18 protein-coding genes are annotated in these 15,738 nt (G+C 73.8%); 11 read left to right on the top strand and 7 right to left on the bottom strand.

Annotation, left to right across the window (positions count from 1 at the left end; translation table 11 throughout):
- Positions 1 to 9 precede the first annotated feature (9 nt).
- Positions 10 to 651: a response regulator transcription factor gene (locus AC4H2S_RS02720; protein WP_491495423.1), complete on the bottom strand. Its 642-nt coding sequence runs from the start codon at positions 649 to 651 to the stop codon at positions 10 to 12.
- Entirely contained in the window at positions 603 to 1,751 is a 1,149-nt protein-coding gene (locus AC4H2S_RS02725; protein WP_491495424.1) for a sensor histidine kinase, read from the bottom strand. Before AC4H2S_RS02725 ends, AC4H2S_RS02720 begins: the two co-directional genes overlap by 49 nt.
- A gap of 160 nt (positions 1,752 to 1,911) precedes the next feature.
- Here AC4H2S_RS02725 and AC4H2S_RS02730 point away from each other — a divergent pair, with 160 nt between their 5' ends.
- Both AC4H2S_RS02730 and AC4H2S_RS02735 read left to right on the top strand, forming a co-directional pair.
- Complete coding sequence (locus AC4H2S_RS02730) at positions 1,912 to 4,062, top strand: MMPL family transporter (protein WP_491495425.1); 2,151 nt, start codon at positions 1,912 to 1,914, stop codon at positions 4,060 to 4,062.
- 104 nt (positions 4,063 to 4,166) lie between these two features.
- Positions 4,167 to 4,802, top strand: a complete 636-nt coding sequence (locus tag AC4H2S_RS02735; RefSeq protein ID WP_491495426.1) for an HIT family protein — start codon at positions 4,167 to 4,169, stop codon at positions 4,800 to 4,802.
- Between the two features lie 7 nt (positions 4,803 to 4,809).
- On the opposite strand, the gene AC4H2S_RS02740 is transcribed toward AC4H2S_RS02735, so the two are convergent.
- Positions 4,810 to 5,415 carry a hypothetical protein gene (locus AC4H2S_RS02740; protein ID WP_491495427.1) on the bottom strand — a complete coding sequence of 202 codons (606 nt, stop codon included), beginning with the start codon at positions 5,413 to 5,415 and terminating at the stop codon, positions 4,810 to 4,812.
- A 141-nt stretch (positions 5,416 to 5,556) separates the two neighbouring features.
- Here AC4H2S_RS02740 and AC4H2S_RS02745 point away from each other — a divergent pair, with 141 nt between their 5' ends.
- Positions 5,557 to 6,477, top strand: coding sequence for a methylenetetrahydrofolate reductase (locus AC4H2S_RS02745; RefSeq protein ID WP_491495428.1), 921 nt, complete (start codon positions 5,557 to 5,559; stop codon positions 6,475 to 6,477).
- A gap of 37 nt (positions 6,478 to 6,514) precedes the next feature.
- Here the strand turns inward: AC4H2S_RS02745 and AC4H2S_RS02750 are convergent, their stop codons facing one another.
- The 3 genes from AC4H2S_RS02750 to AC4H2S_RS02760 form a co-directional block, all read right to left on the bottom strand.
- A complete protein-coding gene (locus AC4H2S_RS02750) occupies positions 6,515 to 6,955 on the bottom strand; it encodes a PRC-barrel domain-containing protein (protein WP_491495429.1) in 441 nt (146 codons plus the stop codon).
- A 239-nt stretch (positions 6,956 to 7,194) separates the two neighbouring features.
- Positions 7,195 to 7,857: a CE1759 family FMN reductase gene (locus AC4H2S_RS02755; RefSeq protein ID WP_491495430.1), complete on the bottom strand. Its 663-nt coding sequence runs from the start codon at positions 7,855 to 7,857 to the stop codon at positions 7,195 to 7,197.
- The gene (locus AC4H2S_RS02760; RefSeq protein WP_491495431.1) at positions 7,854 to 9,053 is read right to left on the bottom strand and encodes an LLM class flavin-dependent oxidoreductase; all 1,200 of its coding nucleotides are present in this window, start codon (positions 9,051 to 9,053) and stop codon (positions 7,854 to 7,856) included. Before AC4H2S_RS02760 ends, AC4H2S_RS02755 begins: the two co-directional genes overlap by 4 nt.
- A 135-nt stretch (positions 9,054 to 9,188) precedes the next feature.
- Between AC4H2S_RS02760 and AC4H2S_RS02765 the strand changes: the two genes are divergently transcribed.
- The gene (locus AC4H2S_RS02765) at positions 9,189 to 9,575 is read left to right on the top strand and encodes a hypothetical protein (protein WP_491495432.1); all 387 of its coding nucleotides are present in this window, start codon (positions 9,189 to 9,191) and stop codon (positions 9,573 to 9,575) included.
- An 8-nt stretch (positions 9,576 to 9,583) separates the two neighbouring features.
- Here AC4H2S_RS02765 and AC4H2S_RS02770 read toward each other — a convergent pair whose 3' ends face one another.
- The gene (locus tag AC4H2S_RS02770; protein WP_491495433.1) at positions 9,584 to 10,201 is read right to left on the bottom strand and encodes a helix-turn-helix transcriptional regulator; all 618 of its coding nucleotides are present in this window, start codon (positions 10,199 to 10,201) and stop codon (positions 9,584 to 9,586) included.
- Between the two features lie 188 nt (positions 10,202 to 10,389).
- Here AC4H2S_RS02770 and AC4H2S_RS02775 point away from each other — a divergent pair, with 188 nt between their 5' ends.
- Genes AC4H2S_RS02775 through AC4H2S_RS02805 form a run of 7 tightly spaced genes read left to right on the top strand, consistent with a single transcriptional unit; the run spans position 10,390 to position 15,728 of the window.
- Positions 10,390 to 10,692 (top strand): metal-sensitive transcriptional regulator, encoded by a 303-nt coding sequence (locus AC4H2S_RS02775; RefSeq protein ID WP_491495434.1) that lies wholly within the window; start codon positions 10,390 to 10,392, stop codon positions 10,690 to 10,692.
- 46 nt (positions 10,693 to 10,738) lie between these two features.
- Positions 10,739 to 10,942: a heavy-metal-associated domain-containing protein gene (locus AC4H2S_RS02780; protein ID WP_491495435.1), complete on the top strand. Its 204-nt coding sequence runs from the start codon at positions 10,739 to 10,741 to the stop codon at positions 10,940 to 10,942.
- Positions 10,943 to 10,987: 45 nt separating this feature from the next.
- Positions 10,988 to 11,944 carry a DUF8832 domain-containing protein gene (locus AC4H2S_RS02785; RefSeq protein WP_491495436.1) on the top strand — a complete coding sequence of 319 codons (957 nt, stop codon included), beginning with the start codon at positions 10,988 to 10,990 and terminating at the stop codon, positions 11,942 to 11,944.
- Positions 11,934 to 14,168 (top strand): heavy metal translocating P-type ATPase, encoded by a 2,235-nt coding sequence (locus AC4H2S_RS02790; protein ID WP_491495437.1) that lies wholly within the window; start codon positions 11,934 to 11,936, stop codon positions 14,166 to 14,168. The genes AC4H2S_RS02785 and AC4H2S_RS02790 overlap by 11 nt, the downstream gene beginning before the upstream one ends.
- A 45-nt stretch (positions 14,169 to 14,213) precedes the next feature.
- Positions 14,214 to 14,921, top strand: coding sequence for an EcsC family protein (locus AC4H2S_RS02795; RefSeq protein WP_491495438.1), 708 nt, complete (start codon positions 14,214 to 14,216; stop codon positions 14,919 to 14,921).
- A 49-nt stretch (positions 14,922 to 14,970) separates the two neighbouring features.
- On the top strand, positions 14,971 to 15,330 hold the full coding sequence (locus AC4H2S_RS02800) for a hypothetical protein (protein WP_491495439.1): 360 nt from the start codon (positions 14,971 to 14,973) through the stop codon (positions 15,328 to 15,330).
- On the top strand, positions 15,327 to 15,728 hold the full coding sequence (locus tag AC4H2S_RS02805; protein WP_491495440.1) for a hypothetical protein: 402 nt from the start codon (positions 15,327 to 15,329) through the stop codon (positions 15,726 to 15,728). The genes AC4H2S_RS02800 and AC4H2S_RS02805 overlap by 4 nt, the downstream gene beginning before the upstream one ends.
- The last annotated feature ends 10 nt before the right edge of the window (positions 15,729 to 15,738 follow it).

Here is a 15,738-nt window from a genome sequence, read left to right on the forward strand (position 1 = left end):
GGGGCCGGCTCAGGCCTCGAGCCAGGCGAGCACCGCGAGCACCCGGCGGTTGTCGTCGGGAGCGACGGGCAGGTCGAGCTTGGTGAAGATGCTGTTGGCGTGCTTGTCGACGGCCTTGGGCGTGATGAAGAGCCGGGCCGCGATCGCGGCGTTGGAGCGGCCCTCGGCCATCAGCCCCAGCACCTCCCGCTCGCGCTCGGACAGCCGGTCGACCGCGCGTGCCCGTGGTCGCGCCATGATCGTGGAGACCACCTCGGCGTCGAGCACGGTGCCGCCGGCGGCGACCCGGCGCACCGCGTCGACGAACTCGCCGATGTCGCCGACCCGGTCCTTGAGCAGGTAGCCCACGCCACCCCCGCCACTGGCGAGCAGCTCGCGGGCGTAGAGGTGCTCCACCCACTGCGACAGGACCACCACGGGGAACGCCGGGCGGGCCGCGCGGCAGGCGATCGCGGCGCGCAGGCCCTCGTCGGTGAGCGTGGGCGGCAGGCGTACGTCGAGGATCGCCGCCTCGGCGTCGGGGTCGGCGAGCGCCTCGTCGAGAGCCGGCGCGTTGTCGACCGAGTGGAGGATCGTGAAGCCGTGCGCGGAGAGGATCCGGGTCAGCCCGTCGCGGAGGAGGGCGTTGTCCTCGGCGAGGACGACTCGCACGGCACCTCCAGCGTGACCAGGGTGGGACCACCCGCGGGGCTCGAGACTCTCACGCTGCCGTCGAGGGCCGCCAGCCGCCGCGCCACCCCGCGCAGCCCGGTCCCGCCCGACGGGTCGGCGCCGCCCCGCCCGTCGTCGCCCACGACCACGACCAGCACGTCGTCGCGGCGCTCCAGCTCGACCCAGGCGTGCTGCGCATCGGCATGCTTGGCGACGTTGGCCAGGCACTCCAGCACCGCGAAGTAGGCCGCGGTCTCGACGGGGGCCGAGGGTCGCTCGGGCAGGTCGCCGGTCACCGTGACCGGGACGGCGAGGTCGAGGGCGAGGGCCTGCACGGCGCCGGCGAGGCCCCGGTCGGCGAGCACCGGCGGGTGGATGCCGCGTACGACGTCACGGATGTCGCCCAGCGCCGCCCCGGTGGTGGTCGACGCCTCGGCGAGCAGGTGGCGGGCGGCGACCGGGTCGGTGTCCATCAGCTGTCGGGCCAGCCCGAGGCTCATCTGGAGCGCGACCAGGCGGGCCTGGGCGCCGTCGTGGAGGTCGCGCTCGATGCGCCGCAGCTCCGCGGCGGAGTCCTCGACCGTCTCGGCGCGGGTCTCGGTGAGCACCTGGACCCGCTCCTCGAGGAGCTCGTGGCTGCCCCGGCTCAGCAGGCGGGCGTCGAGGACCGAGCGCAGCCGCATCAGGTGCGGGGTCGCGAACCACCACAGCACCAGCGTCACCACGCAGAGCATGAGCGCCACCACGACCAGGGAGATGACGAGCCCCACGCTGGCCGACACGAACGCCCACACCAGCTCGCGCCAGGTCATCGGGTCGCGGCCCCAGGTGAGCAACCGGGCCGGCAGGGCCAGGTCGTCGTCGGGCAGGCGGTCGGCCGGCACGGGGTGGGCGAGCGTGGCGGCCGCCATCGCGCGGTGCCGGTCGGCGATCCAGCGCAGGAGGGGCAGGCCGACCAGCAGGAGCGGGATCCCGACGACCGCGAGCGCGGTGCCGGCCCCGGCGGCGACGAGCGTGGCGGCGACCAGGGTCGGCACGGCCAGCGCCACCTGCGCGAGTGCGTAGCCGGTGAGCCGGAGGGGGCCGGGTCTGTGCGCCATGTCCCCATCCTCACCGATCGCGAGGCCCCGGTCGGTGGGGTTTTCCCCACCTCGCGCCGGGAGGTGCCACCCCTGCCGGACGAGGCGATCGCCGGAAGCGTGGAGCCCGACCGATCCACGGGCCCCACCCGCCCGAACGCACACGGAATGGAGCACGGCGATGGCAGCCGACCTGATCACCCGGATCCCCCAGCGGGCCGCGCGCTGGAGCGCCGAGCACCCGTGGCGCGCGATCCTCACCTGGCTGGCGCTGGTGGCGGCGGCCACCAGCCTCGCCGTCCTCGTGCCGACGCACGAGGCGGAGCCGGCCGACTACCGCATCGGCGAGTCCGGACGCGCGGACGCCATGGCCGAGCGCGCGGGACTGGCCGCACCCGACTCCGAGGTCGTCCTCGTCAGCGGCGACCCCGCGCAGGTGCCCGACGCCGCTCGCGAGCTCGCCCGGGGGATGACCCGTGCCGAGGGGGTCAGCGGCGTCGCTCCACCGGTGTGGAACGACGACCGCTCCGCGATGCTGGTGTCGGTCTCGCTGGCCGAGGGCGTCGACGACGCCGGGCCGCTCGAGGCGGTGACCGACGAGGTGGCCGCCGCCCATCCGGACCTGACGCTGCGCCAGACCGGCGGCCCGAGCCTCGACGCGGGGATCAACGACCAGGTCGCCGACGACCTCGCCTCGGCCGAGGGGATCAGCATCCCGGTGACGCTGGTGCTGATGCTGCTGGCCTTCGGAGCCCTGATCGCGGCCGGCATCCCGGTGCTGCTGGCGCTGGGCAGCGTCGCGGCGACGATGGGCATCTCCGCGGCGGTGTCCCACCTCGTCCCGGCGGAGCCGACCGTCGGCTCGATGATCGTGCTGATCGGCATGGCCGTCGGGGTCGACTACTCGCTGTTCTACCTCAAGCGTGAGCGCGAGGAGCGGGCCCGCGGCCGCAGCACGCTCGACGCGGTCGAGATCGCGGCGCAGACCTCCGGCCACTCCATCCTCGTCTCGGGCTTCGCGGTGGCGGCGTCCATGTCGGGGCTCTTCCTCGTCGGCTTCGTCACCTTCACCTCGCTCGCGCTCGGCGCGATCATCGTCGTCGCCGTCGCCGTGGTCGGCTCGATCACCGTGCTGCCGGCGCTGCTGGTGAAGCTCGGACGCTGGGTCGACCGCCCCCGCGTGCCGCTGCTGTGGCGCCTCAACCGCCGCATCGGCGCCGGTGGGATCAGCCGCCGCATCCTGGCCCCGGTCCTGCGCCGTCCCGCGCTGGCGCTCGTCGGATCGCTCGCGGCGTGCACCGCACTCGCCGTACCGGCGCTCGGCATGACGATGCACGCCGCCACCCTGGAGACGCTGCCGAGCGAGATCCCGGCGGTGCAGACCATGCGCGACGTGGCAGCGGCGTTCCCCGGCGAGGGCACCACCGTGAGGGTGCTGGCCGAGGGTCCGGGGTCGGCGGCGGCGCTGGGCGACCTGGCGTCGCGGGCGACCGGAGCCGGCGCGTTCACCGAGGTGCCCGACGGGCTCGCCACCTCCGACGACGGCGGCGCCTCCTCCCTCACGCTGGCGCTGCCGTGGCCCGACTCCGACGAGCGGACCACGGAGGCCATCACCGACCTGCGCGAGGAGATCGCGCCGGCGGCCCTCGACACCGACGGCCTGGAGTGGGCGGTGGGCGGGGACGCCGCGTCCAACCTGGACTTCGACGAGCACCTCACGACGTGGATGCCCGTGGTGATCGGGTTCGTCCTGCTGCTGACCCTGGTGATGATGGGGGTCGCCTTCCGCAGCGTGCCGCTGGCGCTGGTCTCGACCGGGCTCAACCTCATCTCGGTCGGCGTGGCCTTCGGCGTGCTGACCCTCGTGTTCCAGCACGGCTGGCTCGAGGGGCTGCTCGGCTTCACCAGCCCGGGCTTCGTGATCGACTGGATCCCGCTCTTCGTGCTCGTCGTGCTGGTGGGGCTCTCGATGGACTACCACGTGTTCGTCACCGGGAGGATCCGCGAGCTGGTGGGACGCGGGCTGCCCACCCGGCTGGCCGTCGAGCGGGGCATCCGCGACAGCGCGTCCGTCGTCACCAGCGCGGCGGCGGTCATGGTCTCGGTGTTCGCCATCTTCGCGACGCTGAGCATGCTCGAGATGAAGATGATGGGCGTCGCGCTGGCCGTGGCGATCCTGCTCGACGCGACGCTGATCCGGCTGGTGATGCTGCCCGCCGCGCTGGTGCTGCTGGGCGAGCGCGTCTGGTGGCCCCGGCGCCCGGCCCGGCCCGCCGGTGACCTGGTCGAGGCGGGACCCGAGTCCGAGCCGGAGCTCACCCCCGCCGCCTGACGGTGCACCACCACCCCGGCGCGCCGGGTCGGCAGCCGGTTGCTGCCGACCCGGCGCGTTTCGGGGCCTGCCGTCCGGACGGCCCGGCTGGTTGACTTCGCGGCATGAGCCTGGAGACCGCCGAGCAGTTCCACGCCCGCGTCGCCGCGGCCACCGACGCCGAGGGGAGGCTCCCGGTCGCCATCGAGGCGATGCCGGGATGGGACGTCTTCCCCTTCGAGCTCGACGGGCTGCGGATCAAGCCCCTCGAGGCGCTCCAGGACGCCGAGCCGCCGCGGGAGGGCGAGGACCCCGCCGACTGCTTCTGCCGCCAGCCGTTGCCGCCCGAGCGCGCGGCGCGGGTGGCGTGGCGCAACGAGCGCTGGCTGCTCGTCACCCTCGACATGCGGCTGCCGGTCTCCTTCATCCTGCGGCCGGTGGAGCACCACGACCTGGCCGACCTGCCCGACGAGCTGGCCGCGGAGATGGGCGTGCTGATGGCACGGATCTGCGCCGCGGTCGAGGAGCTGCCGAGCGTCGGCCGCTGCCACATCGGCCGCTACGGCGACGGCGGCGCCCACGCCCACCCCTTCTTCTTCGGCCGCCCGGCCCGGATGGCGCAGCTGCGCGGGTCGTGCCTGCTGGACTGGGAGGAGAACCTCCCGGAGCTCCCCGACGACGTACGCCTGGCCAACGCCGGTCACGTCGGGCGGCGGCTGGTCGAGCGCCTGGGCGGCGACGGACCGGCGTGGAAGCGGTGAGGAGCGCTCAGCCGGAGCGCGCCCGGGCGGCGTCCCAGCGCCTCCGGCACTCGCGGACGTCCTCGCCGTAGACCCCGACCAGCTCGGGGGGCACGCCGCGCGGGTGGGCCGCCAGGAAGTCCTCGAGCGCGGCGTAGGACTCGAGGAACGCCGCGGTGTCGGGGTCGGCGACGTCGGTCGCCGCCTCCGGGGCGAGCGAGGCGAGCGGGTCGGTGAGGGCGCGGGTCCACTCCTCGCGGATCGCCTCGTGCCGCTCGCGCGAGACCGCGAGCAGCCCGGCCAGCGACGGGTCGCGGGTGGCCCCGTCGCGCTCGCTGTCGCCGTACGACGACGCGAGCCGGCCGACGTCGCGGCGAGCCCGCTCGCGCAGCAGCCACAGCGCGCCGAAGCCCAGCGCGTCGAGCGCCAGCAGGGCTGGCACGGCGACCGCGGTCATGTCGAGCTGCCAGAAGAGCGGGACGAGGAACACCGCCTGCAGCACCAGCAGCACGAGCGCGACACCGGTGACCGGGTAGTCGGCGCGGACCCGCAGCCGGTCGGCGCGCACGGTGCCGGCGTGGACGCGCGGCGCCACCGGCTCGGCGCGCCACGGGACGAGGTCGGTCTCCGGCACGGCGGCTCCCTGGGTGGTGGGACGGGTGCGAACACCCTAGGAGCACGGTCCCGGCGCGGCCGACTCGCGCGCGGGCCGACCCGAGCGCGACCGCGAGCCGGGCTCTCGGAGGTGCGGTGGCGCCCCCGCTACCGTGGCGGCGTGGAGATCACCACCCGCATCGGATCCGGCCACGGTGACTTCGTCCTCTTCGCGATCACCCCGCCGCGGCAGTCGACGCCCGCGGAGCGGCTCCCCGAGATCGCGCGCGCCACCATCGAGCGGCTGGACCACCTCGACCTCGACGGACTGGTCCTCTACGACATCGACGACGAGACGTCGCGCAACCCGGAGCAGCGCCCGTTCCCCTTCAGCCCGACCGTCGACCCGTCCGACTACCGCTCCGAGCACCTCCGGGCCTGGCGGACGCCGACGATCGTCTACCGCGCGGTCGGCAAGTACCAGCGCGACGAGCTGCGGACGTGGCTCAGCGAGCAGGATCCCCGGCGGACGCTGACCGTGCTGGTCGGCGCCGCCTCCAGCGGCCTGGCCGCGCCCGTGTCGCTCGCCGATGCGCAGGCCCTGCGCGGCGAGCTCAACCCGGACCTGCTGTGCGGAGGAGTGGCGATCCCCGAGCGGCACAGCCGGCGCGACAACGAGCACCTGCGCCTGATCGCCAAGCAGGAGGCCGGCTGCCGGTTCTTCGTGTCCCAGGTCGTCTACGACCTCAACGCCGCCAAGAACCTCGTGTCCGACTACCGCTACGAGTGCGAGGCCCGCGGCCTGGCCCCGGTCCCGATCGTGTTCACGTTCTCCGTGTGCGGCTCGATGAAGACCCTCGAGTTCCTCCGCTGGCTCGGCGTCGACGTCCCCCGGTGGATCGAGAACGACCTCCGGCACTCGACGGACCCGCTGGCGGCGTCCCTCGACCAGGCGCAGGCGACGGCTTTCGAGCTCATCGACTTCTGCCGCCGGCTCGGGGTGCCCATCGGCGTCAACGTGGAGAGCGTCTCCATCCGTCGCGAGGAGATCGCGGCCTCCGTGGACCTCGCGGCGCGGCTGGCGGCCCACCTGCGGGCGTAACCGCCCTCCGGCGAGGGCGGCCAGGTGGGCGCCACGCTCACCGCGGTGCGACCGGGCCCGTGCCCTCCCCGGTCGACCCGGCGTCGCCGGAGTCACCGGAGCCGCCGGACTCACCGGGGACGTCCTCGCGGTTCTCGTGGCCGGTGCGCTGGGTGTAGTAGTCCGCGTGGCGGCCCCGTGCCTGCTCGTCCCAGGTGTCGTCGTCGTAGTCGGGCGCGTCCTTGACCTGCTCCTTGCTGACATTGACGATGATCCGCCTGCCGTCGTGGTCGATGCCCACGACGGTGCCGGCGGGGATCAGGCGCTGCTTGCCGAAGATCCAGAAGCCCGTGTCGACGACGAGCCAGGACCCGTCGGTCTCGGCGGTGGCCCGGTCGACCTTGCCGAGCGGGCCGTCCTCGCCCTCGACGTCGTAGCCGACGAGGTCGCGGTCGTGCGCCCACTCGCTGTCGCGGTAGCTCCAGACGGTGTCGCTCATGTGTCCTCCCGAGGGTCTGGTCGGTGGTGCGGGCTCGTCACACGCGTACGCCCCCGGAGCCGGATCCGGCGTCCCGGCGCGATCGTGGAAGATCCACGTCACCCAGTGGCTCGGATCCTCCCCGATCCCGTCGAAGTCCCCGCTCAGGCGGGGACTCCGACACAGGCGGTCCGCACTCACCGACACAACCACCGCCCGGCGGTGGGCGAGCACACCCGTGGGGCGGTGTCCCGGGGCCCTCAGTCGGTGCCGGTGTGGCCCCGCAGCAGGTCGCCGAACGGGGTGACGTCGGTCTCGAGCCGGGTGCCGGACGTACGCCGCGGGCGCGCGGCGAGGTCGGGAGCGAACCCGCCGACGGCGTAGCCGCCCTGGCCCAGCACCAGCGCGGCCAGCTCGGCGGCCGCGCGGGTGATGCGGTCGGAGAGCCCGTGGCTGCCGAAGTCCTCGGTGGCGGCGAAGACGCCGGTGGGGACGACCACCGCGCGCAGGTAGGCGAAGAGCGGGCGCAGCGCGTGGTCGAGCACCAGCGAGTGCCGCGAGCTGCCGGCGGCCGCGGCGATCAGCACCGGCGTACCGACCAGCGCGTCCTTGTCGAGCGCGTCGAAGAACATCTTGAACAGCCCGCTGTAGCTCCCGTTGAAGACCGGTGTCACCACGACGAGGCCGTCGGCGGACGCCACCAGCTCGCGCAGCTCGGTCAGCCGCGGGGTCGGGATGCCGCCGGTGACCATGAAGGTCGCCAGCTCGCCGGCGACCTCACGCAGCTCGACGAACTCGGTCTCGGCGGCCTCCCCCCGCGCGGTCACCTGCGCGACCGTGGCCTCGGCGAGCTGGTCGGCCAGCAGCCGGGTCGACGACGGCACCGTCAGCCCCGCCGTGACCACGACGATGCGTCGGCTCATGCGTCGACCTGCGCGGCCTGCTGCGCCTCGACGTGGGCCCGCGCGGGCTCGACGAGGTGGTGCGGCGCCTCGGGGCCGGCCGCCACCAGCGTGGCGTGGGTGGGCGGGTCGCTGGGCACGTGGGCGGGGCGGCGCCGCTCGAACTCGGTGCGCAGCACCGGCACGACCTCGGTGCCGAGCATCTCGATCTGCTCGAGCACCAGCGAGGTGGGCAGGCCGGCGTGGTCCATCAGGAAGAGCTGGCGCTGGTAGTCGCCGGCGTAGTCGGCGAAGCCGAGCGTGCGCTCGATGACCTGCTCGGGGGTGCCGACCGTCAGCGGGGTCATCTCGGAGAAGTCCTCCAGCGACGGGCCGTGGCCGTAGACCGGGGCGTTGTCGAAGTAGGGCCGGAAGACCCGCTTGGCCTCGGCCTCGGTCGAGGCCATGAACGCCTGCCCACCGAGTCCGACGTAGGCCTGGTCGGCGGAGCCGTGGCCGTAGTGCTCGAAGCGGCGGCGGTAGAGCCTCACCATCTGCTCGGTGTGCTCCTTGTTCCAGAAGATGTGGTTGTGGAAGAAGCCGTCACCGTAGTAGGCCGCCTGCTCGGCGATCTCGGTGCTCCGGATCGAGCCGTGCCACACGAACGGCGGCGTGCCGTCGAGCGGCGCGGGGGTGGAGGTGTAGCCCTGGAGCGGCGTGCGGAACTGGCCCTGCCAGTTCACCACGGGCTCGCGCCAGAGCGTGCGGAGCAGGTGGTAGTTCTCGACCGCGAGCTTGATGCCGTCGCGGATGTCCTTGCCGAACCACGGGTAGACCGGACCGGTGTTGCCGCGACCCATCATCAGGTCGATGCGCCCCCCGGAGAGGTGCTGGAGGAAGGCGTAGTCCTCGGCGATCTTCACCGGGTCGTTGGTGGTGATGAGCGTGGTGCTCGTCGAGAGCAGCAGCCGCTCGGTCTGCGCCGCGATGAAGCCGAGGTGCGTCGTCGGCGACGACACGACGAACGGCGGGTTGTGGTGCTCTCCGGTCGCGAAGACGTCGAGGCCGACCTCCTCGGCCTTGAGGGCGTACTGCGTCATCGCTGCGATGCGCTCGGCCTCGGACGGAGTGCGTCCGGTGGTCGGGTCCGTGGTGACGTCGCCGACGCTGAAGATGCCGAACTGCATGGTGTCCTCCGGGTTGGTTGAAGATTGTACGACCTTCAACGGGGTGGGCACCCCCAGTATTCCGTGCGTTCGGCGCACCCCCTCCTCGCCGTCCGACGCGCCCGGCGGAATGCCTGCCGCGCTCGGCGCGTTGGGAGGAGCACCATCGAAGGCACCGGGCCGACGGCAGTCGCGAGAGGAGCGACGATGACCGACTTCACCCCGTTCGAGGACCTGCTCCGCGGGCACGCTGGCCTGCTCGAGGACAGCACCCACGACCGCTGGCTGCGCGCCCAGGCGCTCTTCGAGGAGCGTGCCTACCGCGAGGCGGCCGTCCTGCTGGCCGAGCTGCTCGACGACCCCGGCGACGTGCGGCACGAGCTGACCGACGTACGCCTGCTGCTGGCCCGCGCCCTGTTCCACTCCGCGCAGCTGGACGGCACGATCCGGGTCGCGACCGATCTGCTCGAGCACGACCCCAACGAGCCCTACGCCCACCTGCTGCTCGGGCGCGCCCTGCAGCGCCAGGGACGGCGCGAGGAGGCGCAGCCGCACCTGCGGCTGGCCGAGCTGCTGGGCGGCTACCGGAGCTGAGACCGGGCTCAGACCCGGTCGAACGCCTCCGCGGCCAGGCCGTGCGAGACCGCCCAGAGCACGGCCTGGCTCCGGCTCTGCACGCCCGTCTTGCGATAGGCGCTGCGGATGTAGGACTTCACCGAGTTGAGCGAGATCTGCATCTGTCGCGCGATCTCGTCGTTGCTCTTGCCGGTGGCGATGTGCGAGAGCGTCTCGCGCTCGCGGGCGGTCAGCAGGTCGGCCTGCGTGCTCGAGCGCAGGTCCTTGGTCGGCAGCACCGGCAGGAGCGGCGCGACCACCGTCTCGCCGAGGTGGATCGCGCGCAACGCGCGCCCGAGCTGCGGGGCGTTGAGGCTCTTGGCGAGGTAGCCGGTGACGCCCTGGCCGAGCGGCTCGTGCGCGAGCCCGGGCTGGTGGTTCCACGTGTAGACCGCCACCCGGCGGATGTGGGGATCGGCGACCGCGCGCTGCAGGGTCGTGTCGCCGCGGGGCGTCCCGAAGGTCTCCACGAGCGCGATGTCGATGGGCTGGCGGGAGCGGTCCTTGATGGTGCCGAGCTCGAAGCCGCCGAGCGTCTTGAGCATGCTGTCGAGGCCTCGCTTGACGAGCTCGTCGCTGCCGAGAAGTGCGACTCGGATGTCCATGGTGGTCCTGATGGTGTCGTCCGGAGGGGGATGGACGCTCCACCCCCGACGACCCCCCGACCGTCACCGCGACAGTAGCCCGAGGAGGTCCCGAGCACCGGCTCATGGTGGTGCCAGCACGAACGTTTTCACCCCTACGGGCGAACCTCGTGGTGACTTTGATACCCCCTGGGGGTATGGTGGGATCCATGAGCGAGCAGCACGGACACCTCGAGGGCAACGACGCGGCCGTCCAGGCCCACCTCAAGCGCCTGCGCCGGATCGAGGGGCAGGTCCGCGGCATCCAGCGGATGGTCGAGGAGGAGAAGTACTGCATCGACATCCTCACCCAGGTCTCCGCGGCCACCAAGGCGCTCCAGTCGCTCGCCCTCTCGCTCCTCGACGACCACATGGCGCACTGCCTCGTCGACGCGGCGCGGCAGGGCGGGGCCGAGCAGGAGCAGAAGCTCCAGGAGGCGTCCGAGGCCATCGCGCGCCTCGTGCGCTCCTGAGCCGCCAGCACAGCCACCCACCCCGGACCCACCCAGAGGAGCACCCATGAGCACCCAGACCTTCACCGTCACCGGCATGACCTGCGGCCACTGCGCCGCGTCGGTCACCGAGGAGATCTCCGAGATCGCGGGCGTCGAGGGCGTCGACGTGGTCGTCGAGACCGGAGCCGTCACCGTCACCAGCGCCACCCCCCTCGACGAGTCGGCCGTGCGTGCCGCCGTCGAGGAGGCCGGCTACGCGCTCGCCTGAGCGCGCCCGCACCCCACCACACCTCACCTCACTGAGGAGCCGAGCATGAGCACCCCCCTGCGCGTCGTCGCGTTCGTCGCCTCCCTCGCCGCCGCCTTCGCGCTGGCCTGGGCCGGAGGCCGCTACGTCGGCCCGCTCGACACCGAGCCGGCCGCCCACGACGGTGCCGCGACCCACGCGGACGACGCGGGGCACGGTGCCGGTGACGGTGCCGGGGAGGCTGCTGGGCACGGGGAGCACGCGTCCGGGGTCGCCGACGTCGCCGGGCTCACCTCCCGCGCCGACGGCTTCTCGCTCGCCCTCGCCGACCGCACGCTGCCCGCCGGGCGCACCCGTCTCGACTTCCAGGTGCTGACCTCCAGCGGGCGGCCCCTGCTCGACTACACCCGCGAGCACGAGAAGGACCTGCACCTCATCGTCGTACGCCGCGACCTGACCGGCTTCCAGCACGTGCACCCGCGCCTCGACCGCGCGAGCGGCTCCTGGTCGGTGGACGTGGACCTGACCCCCGGGGTGTGGCGGGTGGTCGCCGACCTGGTGCCCGAGGGCTGGGAGGGCATCACGCTGGCCGACGACGTGTCCGTGGCCGGCGACTTCTCACCGCGCCCGCTGCCGGACGACGACCGCACCGACCGGATCCGCACGGACGCCGGCACCTACACCGTGGCGCTCGAGGGCGACACCGCCCCGGGAGCCTCGACCGTGCTCACCACGCGCGTCGAGCTCGACGGCGAGCCCGTCACCGACCTCGAGCCCTACCTCGGCGCCCACGGCCACCTCGTCGCGATGCGCGCGGGCGACCTGGGCTACCTCCACGTGCACCCCGAGGACGGCGCCGCCGGCCCGGGCATCGACTTCGCGACCGCGTTCCCCGAGCCGGGGACCTACCGGCTCTTCCTGGACTTCAAGCACCGCGGCACCGTGCACACCGCCGCGTTCACCGTCGAGTCGGGCGGGGCACCGTCCGGCGACCACGCCGAGGGGGGCGACCATGAGCACTGAGACCACGACGAGCCCACGGGCCGACGTCGAGCTGGCCATCACCGGCATGACCTGCGCGTCGTGCGCCAACCGCATCGAGCGCAAGCTCAACAAGCTCGACGGGGTGACGGCCACGGTCAACTACGCGACCGAGAAGGCCAAGGTCACCTTCCCCGACACGGTCAGCACCGACGACCTGCTGCGCACCGTGGAGGCCGCCGGCTACTCCGCCGCGCTGCCGACGCCCCCCGGTGCGGCGGGGTCCGACGACGAGGTCCCCGAACGCGACCCGCTCCTGCAGCGCCTGCTGGTCAGCACGGCGCTCACCGTGCCGGTGATCGCGATGGCGATGGTGCCGGCGTGGCAGTTCACCTACTGGCAGTGGGCCTCCCTCGCCCTCGCCGCCCCCGTGGTGGTCTGGGGCGCACTGCCCTTCCACCGCGCCGCGTGGACCAACCTGCGCCACGGCGCGACGACGATGGACACCCTCGTCTCGGTGGGGGTGCTGGCCGCGTTCGCCTGGTCGCTGTGGGCGCTGTTCCTCGGCACGGCCGGCGAGCCGGGCATGACCCACCCGTTCCGCATCTCGATCGACCGCACCGACGGTGCGGGCAACATCTACCTCGAGGGCGCCGCCGGCGTGACGACGTTCCTGCTCACCGGGCGGTGGCTGGAGCACCGGTCGAAGCGGCGCGCGGGCGCGGCGCTGCGGGCGCTGCTCGAGCTCGGTGTGCGAGACGTGGCCGTCCTGCGCGACGGCGCCGAGGTGCGGATCCCGGTCGAGCAGCTCGCGGTCGGCGAACTGTTCGTGGCGCGCCCCGGCGAGAAGGTCGCCACCGACGGCGAGGTCGTCGAGGGCACCTCCGCGGTCGACGCCTCCATGCTCACCGGCGAGTCCGTGCCGGTGGAGGTGGGCCCGGGCGACGCCGTCGTCGGTGCCACCGTCAACGCGGGCGGGCGGCTCGTCGTGCGCGCCACCCGCGTGGGCGCCTACACCCAGCTCGCGCAGATGGCGCGCCTGGTGGAGGACGCCCAGAACGGCAAGGCCGAGGTGCAGCGCCTCGCCGACCGCGTCTCGGGCGTCTTCGTGCCGGTCGTCATCGCCCTGTCCGTGGCCACGCTGGGCTTCTGGCTGGGCGCGGGCGGCGGCGCCACCGCCGCGTTCACCGCCGCCGTCTCGGTGCTGATCATCGCCTGCCCGTGCGCCCTCGGCCTGGCGACGCCGACCGCCCTCATGGTCGGCACCGGCCGCGGCGCGCAGCTCGGCATCCTGATCAAGGGTCCGGAGGTGCTGGAGTCCACCCGCCGCGTCGACACGATCGTGCTCGACAAGACCGGCACCGTGACCACCGGCGAGATGACCGTCCACGAGGTGGTGGCTGCCGAGGGCGAGTCGCCCGACGACGTACGCCGCCTCGCGGCAGCGCTCGAGTCGGCGTCCGAGCACCCGATCGGCCGGGCGATCGCCGCCGTGGAGGGTCCGCTGCCCCCCGTGACGGAGTTCGCCAACCGGGAGGGCCTCGGCGTGCAGGGTGTCGTCGACGGGCACGCCGTCGTGGTCGGGCGGCCGAGCCTGCTGGCCGACTGGGCCCAGCACCTGCCGCCGTCGCTGGAGGCCGCCGTGGAGCGGGCCCAGTCGGAGGGCCGCACCGCCGTGGCGGTCGGCTGGGACGGCCGCGCCCGCGGCGTGGTCGTGGTCGGCGACACCGTCAAGCCGACGTCCGCACGGGCCGTCGCCGCGCTGCGCGAGCTGGGCCTGACCCCGGTCCTGCTCACCGGCGACAACGAGGCCGCCGCCCGCCACGTCGCCGCCCAGGTCGGCATCGACACCGTCATCGCCGACGTGCTCCCCGCCGACAAGGTCGCCGAGGTGCAGCGGCTCCAGGCCGCCGGCAAGGTCGTGGCGATGGTCGGCGACGGCGTCAACGACGCCGCGGCGCTCGCCCAGGCCGACCTCGGCCTGGCGATGGGCACCGGCACCGACGTGGCGATCGAGGCGGGCGACCTGACCCTGGTGCGCGGCGACCTGCTGGTCGCCGTCGACGCGATCAGGCTCTCGCGCCGCACCCTCGCCATCATCAAGGGCAACCTGTTCTGGGCGTTCGCCTACAACGTCGCCGCCCTGCCACTGGCCGCCGCCGGCCTGCTCAACCCGATGCTCGCCGGCGCCGCGATGGCGTTCTCCAGCGTCTTCGTGGTGACCAACAGCCTGCGCCTGCGCGGCTTCCGCTCCGCGATCTCCTGAGCGGGACCGGGCTCGGGTGCCCGACCGCTTCGTAGGGTGGCCAGCATGGGACTCAAGGACCTGGTGCGCCGTGGCGGCTCCGAGACGTCGAGGACGTCGGCACTCGACGCCGCCGGTGACCCACGACCCGACCCGGGGGCGGTCGACCGGATGGTCGAGCTGCTCCTCGACGTCGGCCTCGACGGCCGGGGGCCGCTCAGCCCGGTCCGCTCGGTCGCCGGCGAGGCGCTGCGCAAGGCCGGCGGCGACCGGGAGAAGGCGATCGCGGCGCTGGCCCGCCGCAGCACCCTCACCGGTGGCGTCGGCGGCTTCGTCACCGGGATCGGCGGCTTCGTGACGATGCCGGTGTCGCTGCCGGTCAACGTCGCGGAGTTCTACCTCCAGGCCGTGCGGATGGTCGGCGGCATCGCCGTGCTGCGCGGCCACGACATCGACGACCCGCAGGTGCGTACGGCGATCCTGCTCACGCTGGTCGGCTCCGACGCCGACGAGGTGCTCCGCAGGACCGGCATGTCGACCGCCGGCAGCCGGGTGACGAGCTATGCCCTCAAGGGACTGCCGCCCGCGGCGCTGATGATGGTCAACAAGGCCGTCGGCTTCCGGCTGGTGCGCGGGGTGAGCGAGAAGGCGCTGGCCCGCCTCGGCCGAGGGGTCCCGGTCGCCGGCGGCCTGGTCGGCGGCGGCATCGACGGGTGGATGATGAAGAAGATCGCCGACCACGCCATGCGCGAGCTCCCCCCGGTCGAGGGCTGACCCGGTCCTCCGGCGGGACGTGCGGGCCACTCTGGGACAATCGACCCTCGTGGACGGACCCCTGCCCCTCGTGCTGATCGCCGCCTCGCTGCTGTTCGCGCTGGTGGTGCTGGTCTACGTCGCGCTCGACCGCACGCCCGACTGGGGCCTGCTCGGCTTCGCCGCCGTCATCGAGGCCGCGACCCTGGTGCTGATCGTCGTCGCCGCGTTCCAGGTCGGCGGCGCCGACCTCAGCGGCCCCTCGGCGATCACGGTGTTCGGCTACCTCGTCGCCGGGCTCGTGCTGCTCCCGATCGGGTTCGCCTGGTCGCTCGCCGAGCGCAGTCGCGGCGCCACGGCCGTGCTGATGATCGCCGGGCTGGCGCAGGCGTTCGTCGTCGTCCGCGCGGTGGCGGTGTGGACCGCATGAGCCGCGTCGCCTCGACGTCGTCGGGCCTGGGCCGCACGCTCGTCGCCGTCTACGGCGTCTTCGCGCTCGCCGCGACCGCCCGCTCGCTCGTCCAGCTGGCCACCAAGGCCGACGAGGCGCCCCTCGCGTACGCCCTCTCGGCCGTGGCCGCGCTCGTCTACGTCGCCGCCACCCTCGGCCTCGCCGAGGTCGGCCCCAGCCCCCGCCGGCTGGCCTGGGCGGCGGTCGGGTTCGAGCTGGTCGGCGTGCTCACCGTCGGCACCCTGACCGTGCTCGACCCCGAGCTGTTCCCCGACGCGACCGTGTGGTCGGACTACGGCGCGGGCTACGGGTGGCTCCCGCTCGTGCTGCCGTTCGTGGGCATCGCCTGGCTCTGGCACACGCGGGCGCGGGACTGACGGCGGGTGC

It is taken from the genome of Nocardioides sp. Z13_37 (genome assembly GCF_058355585.1).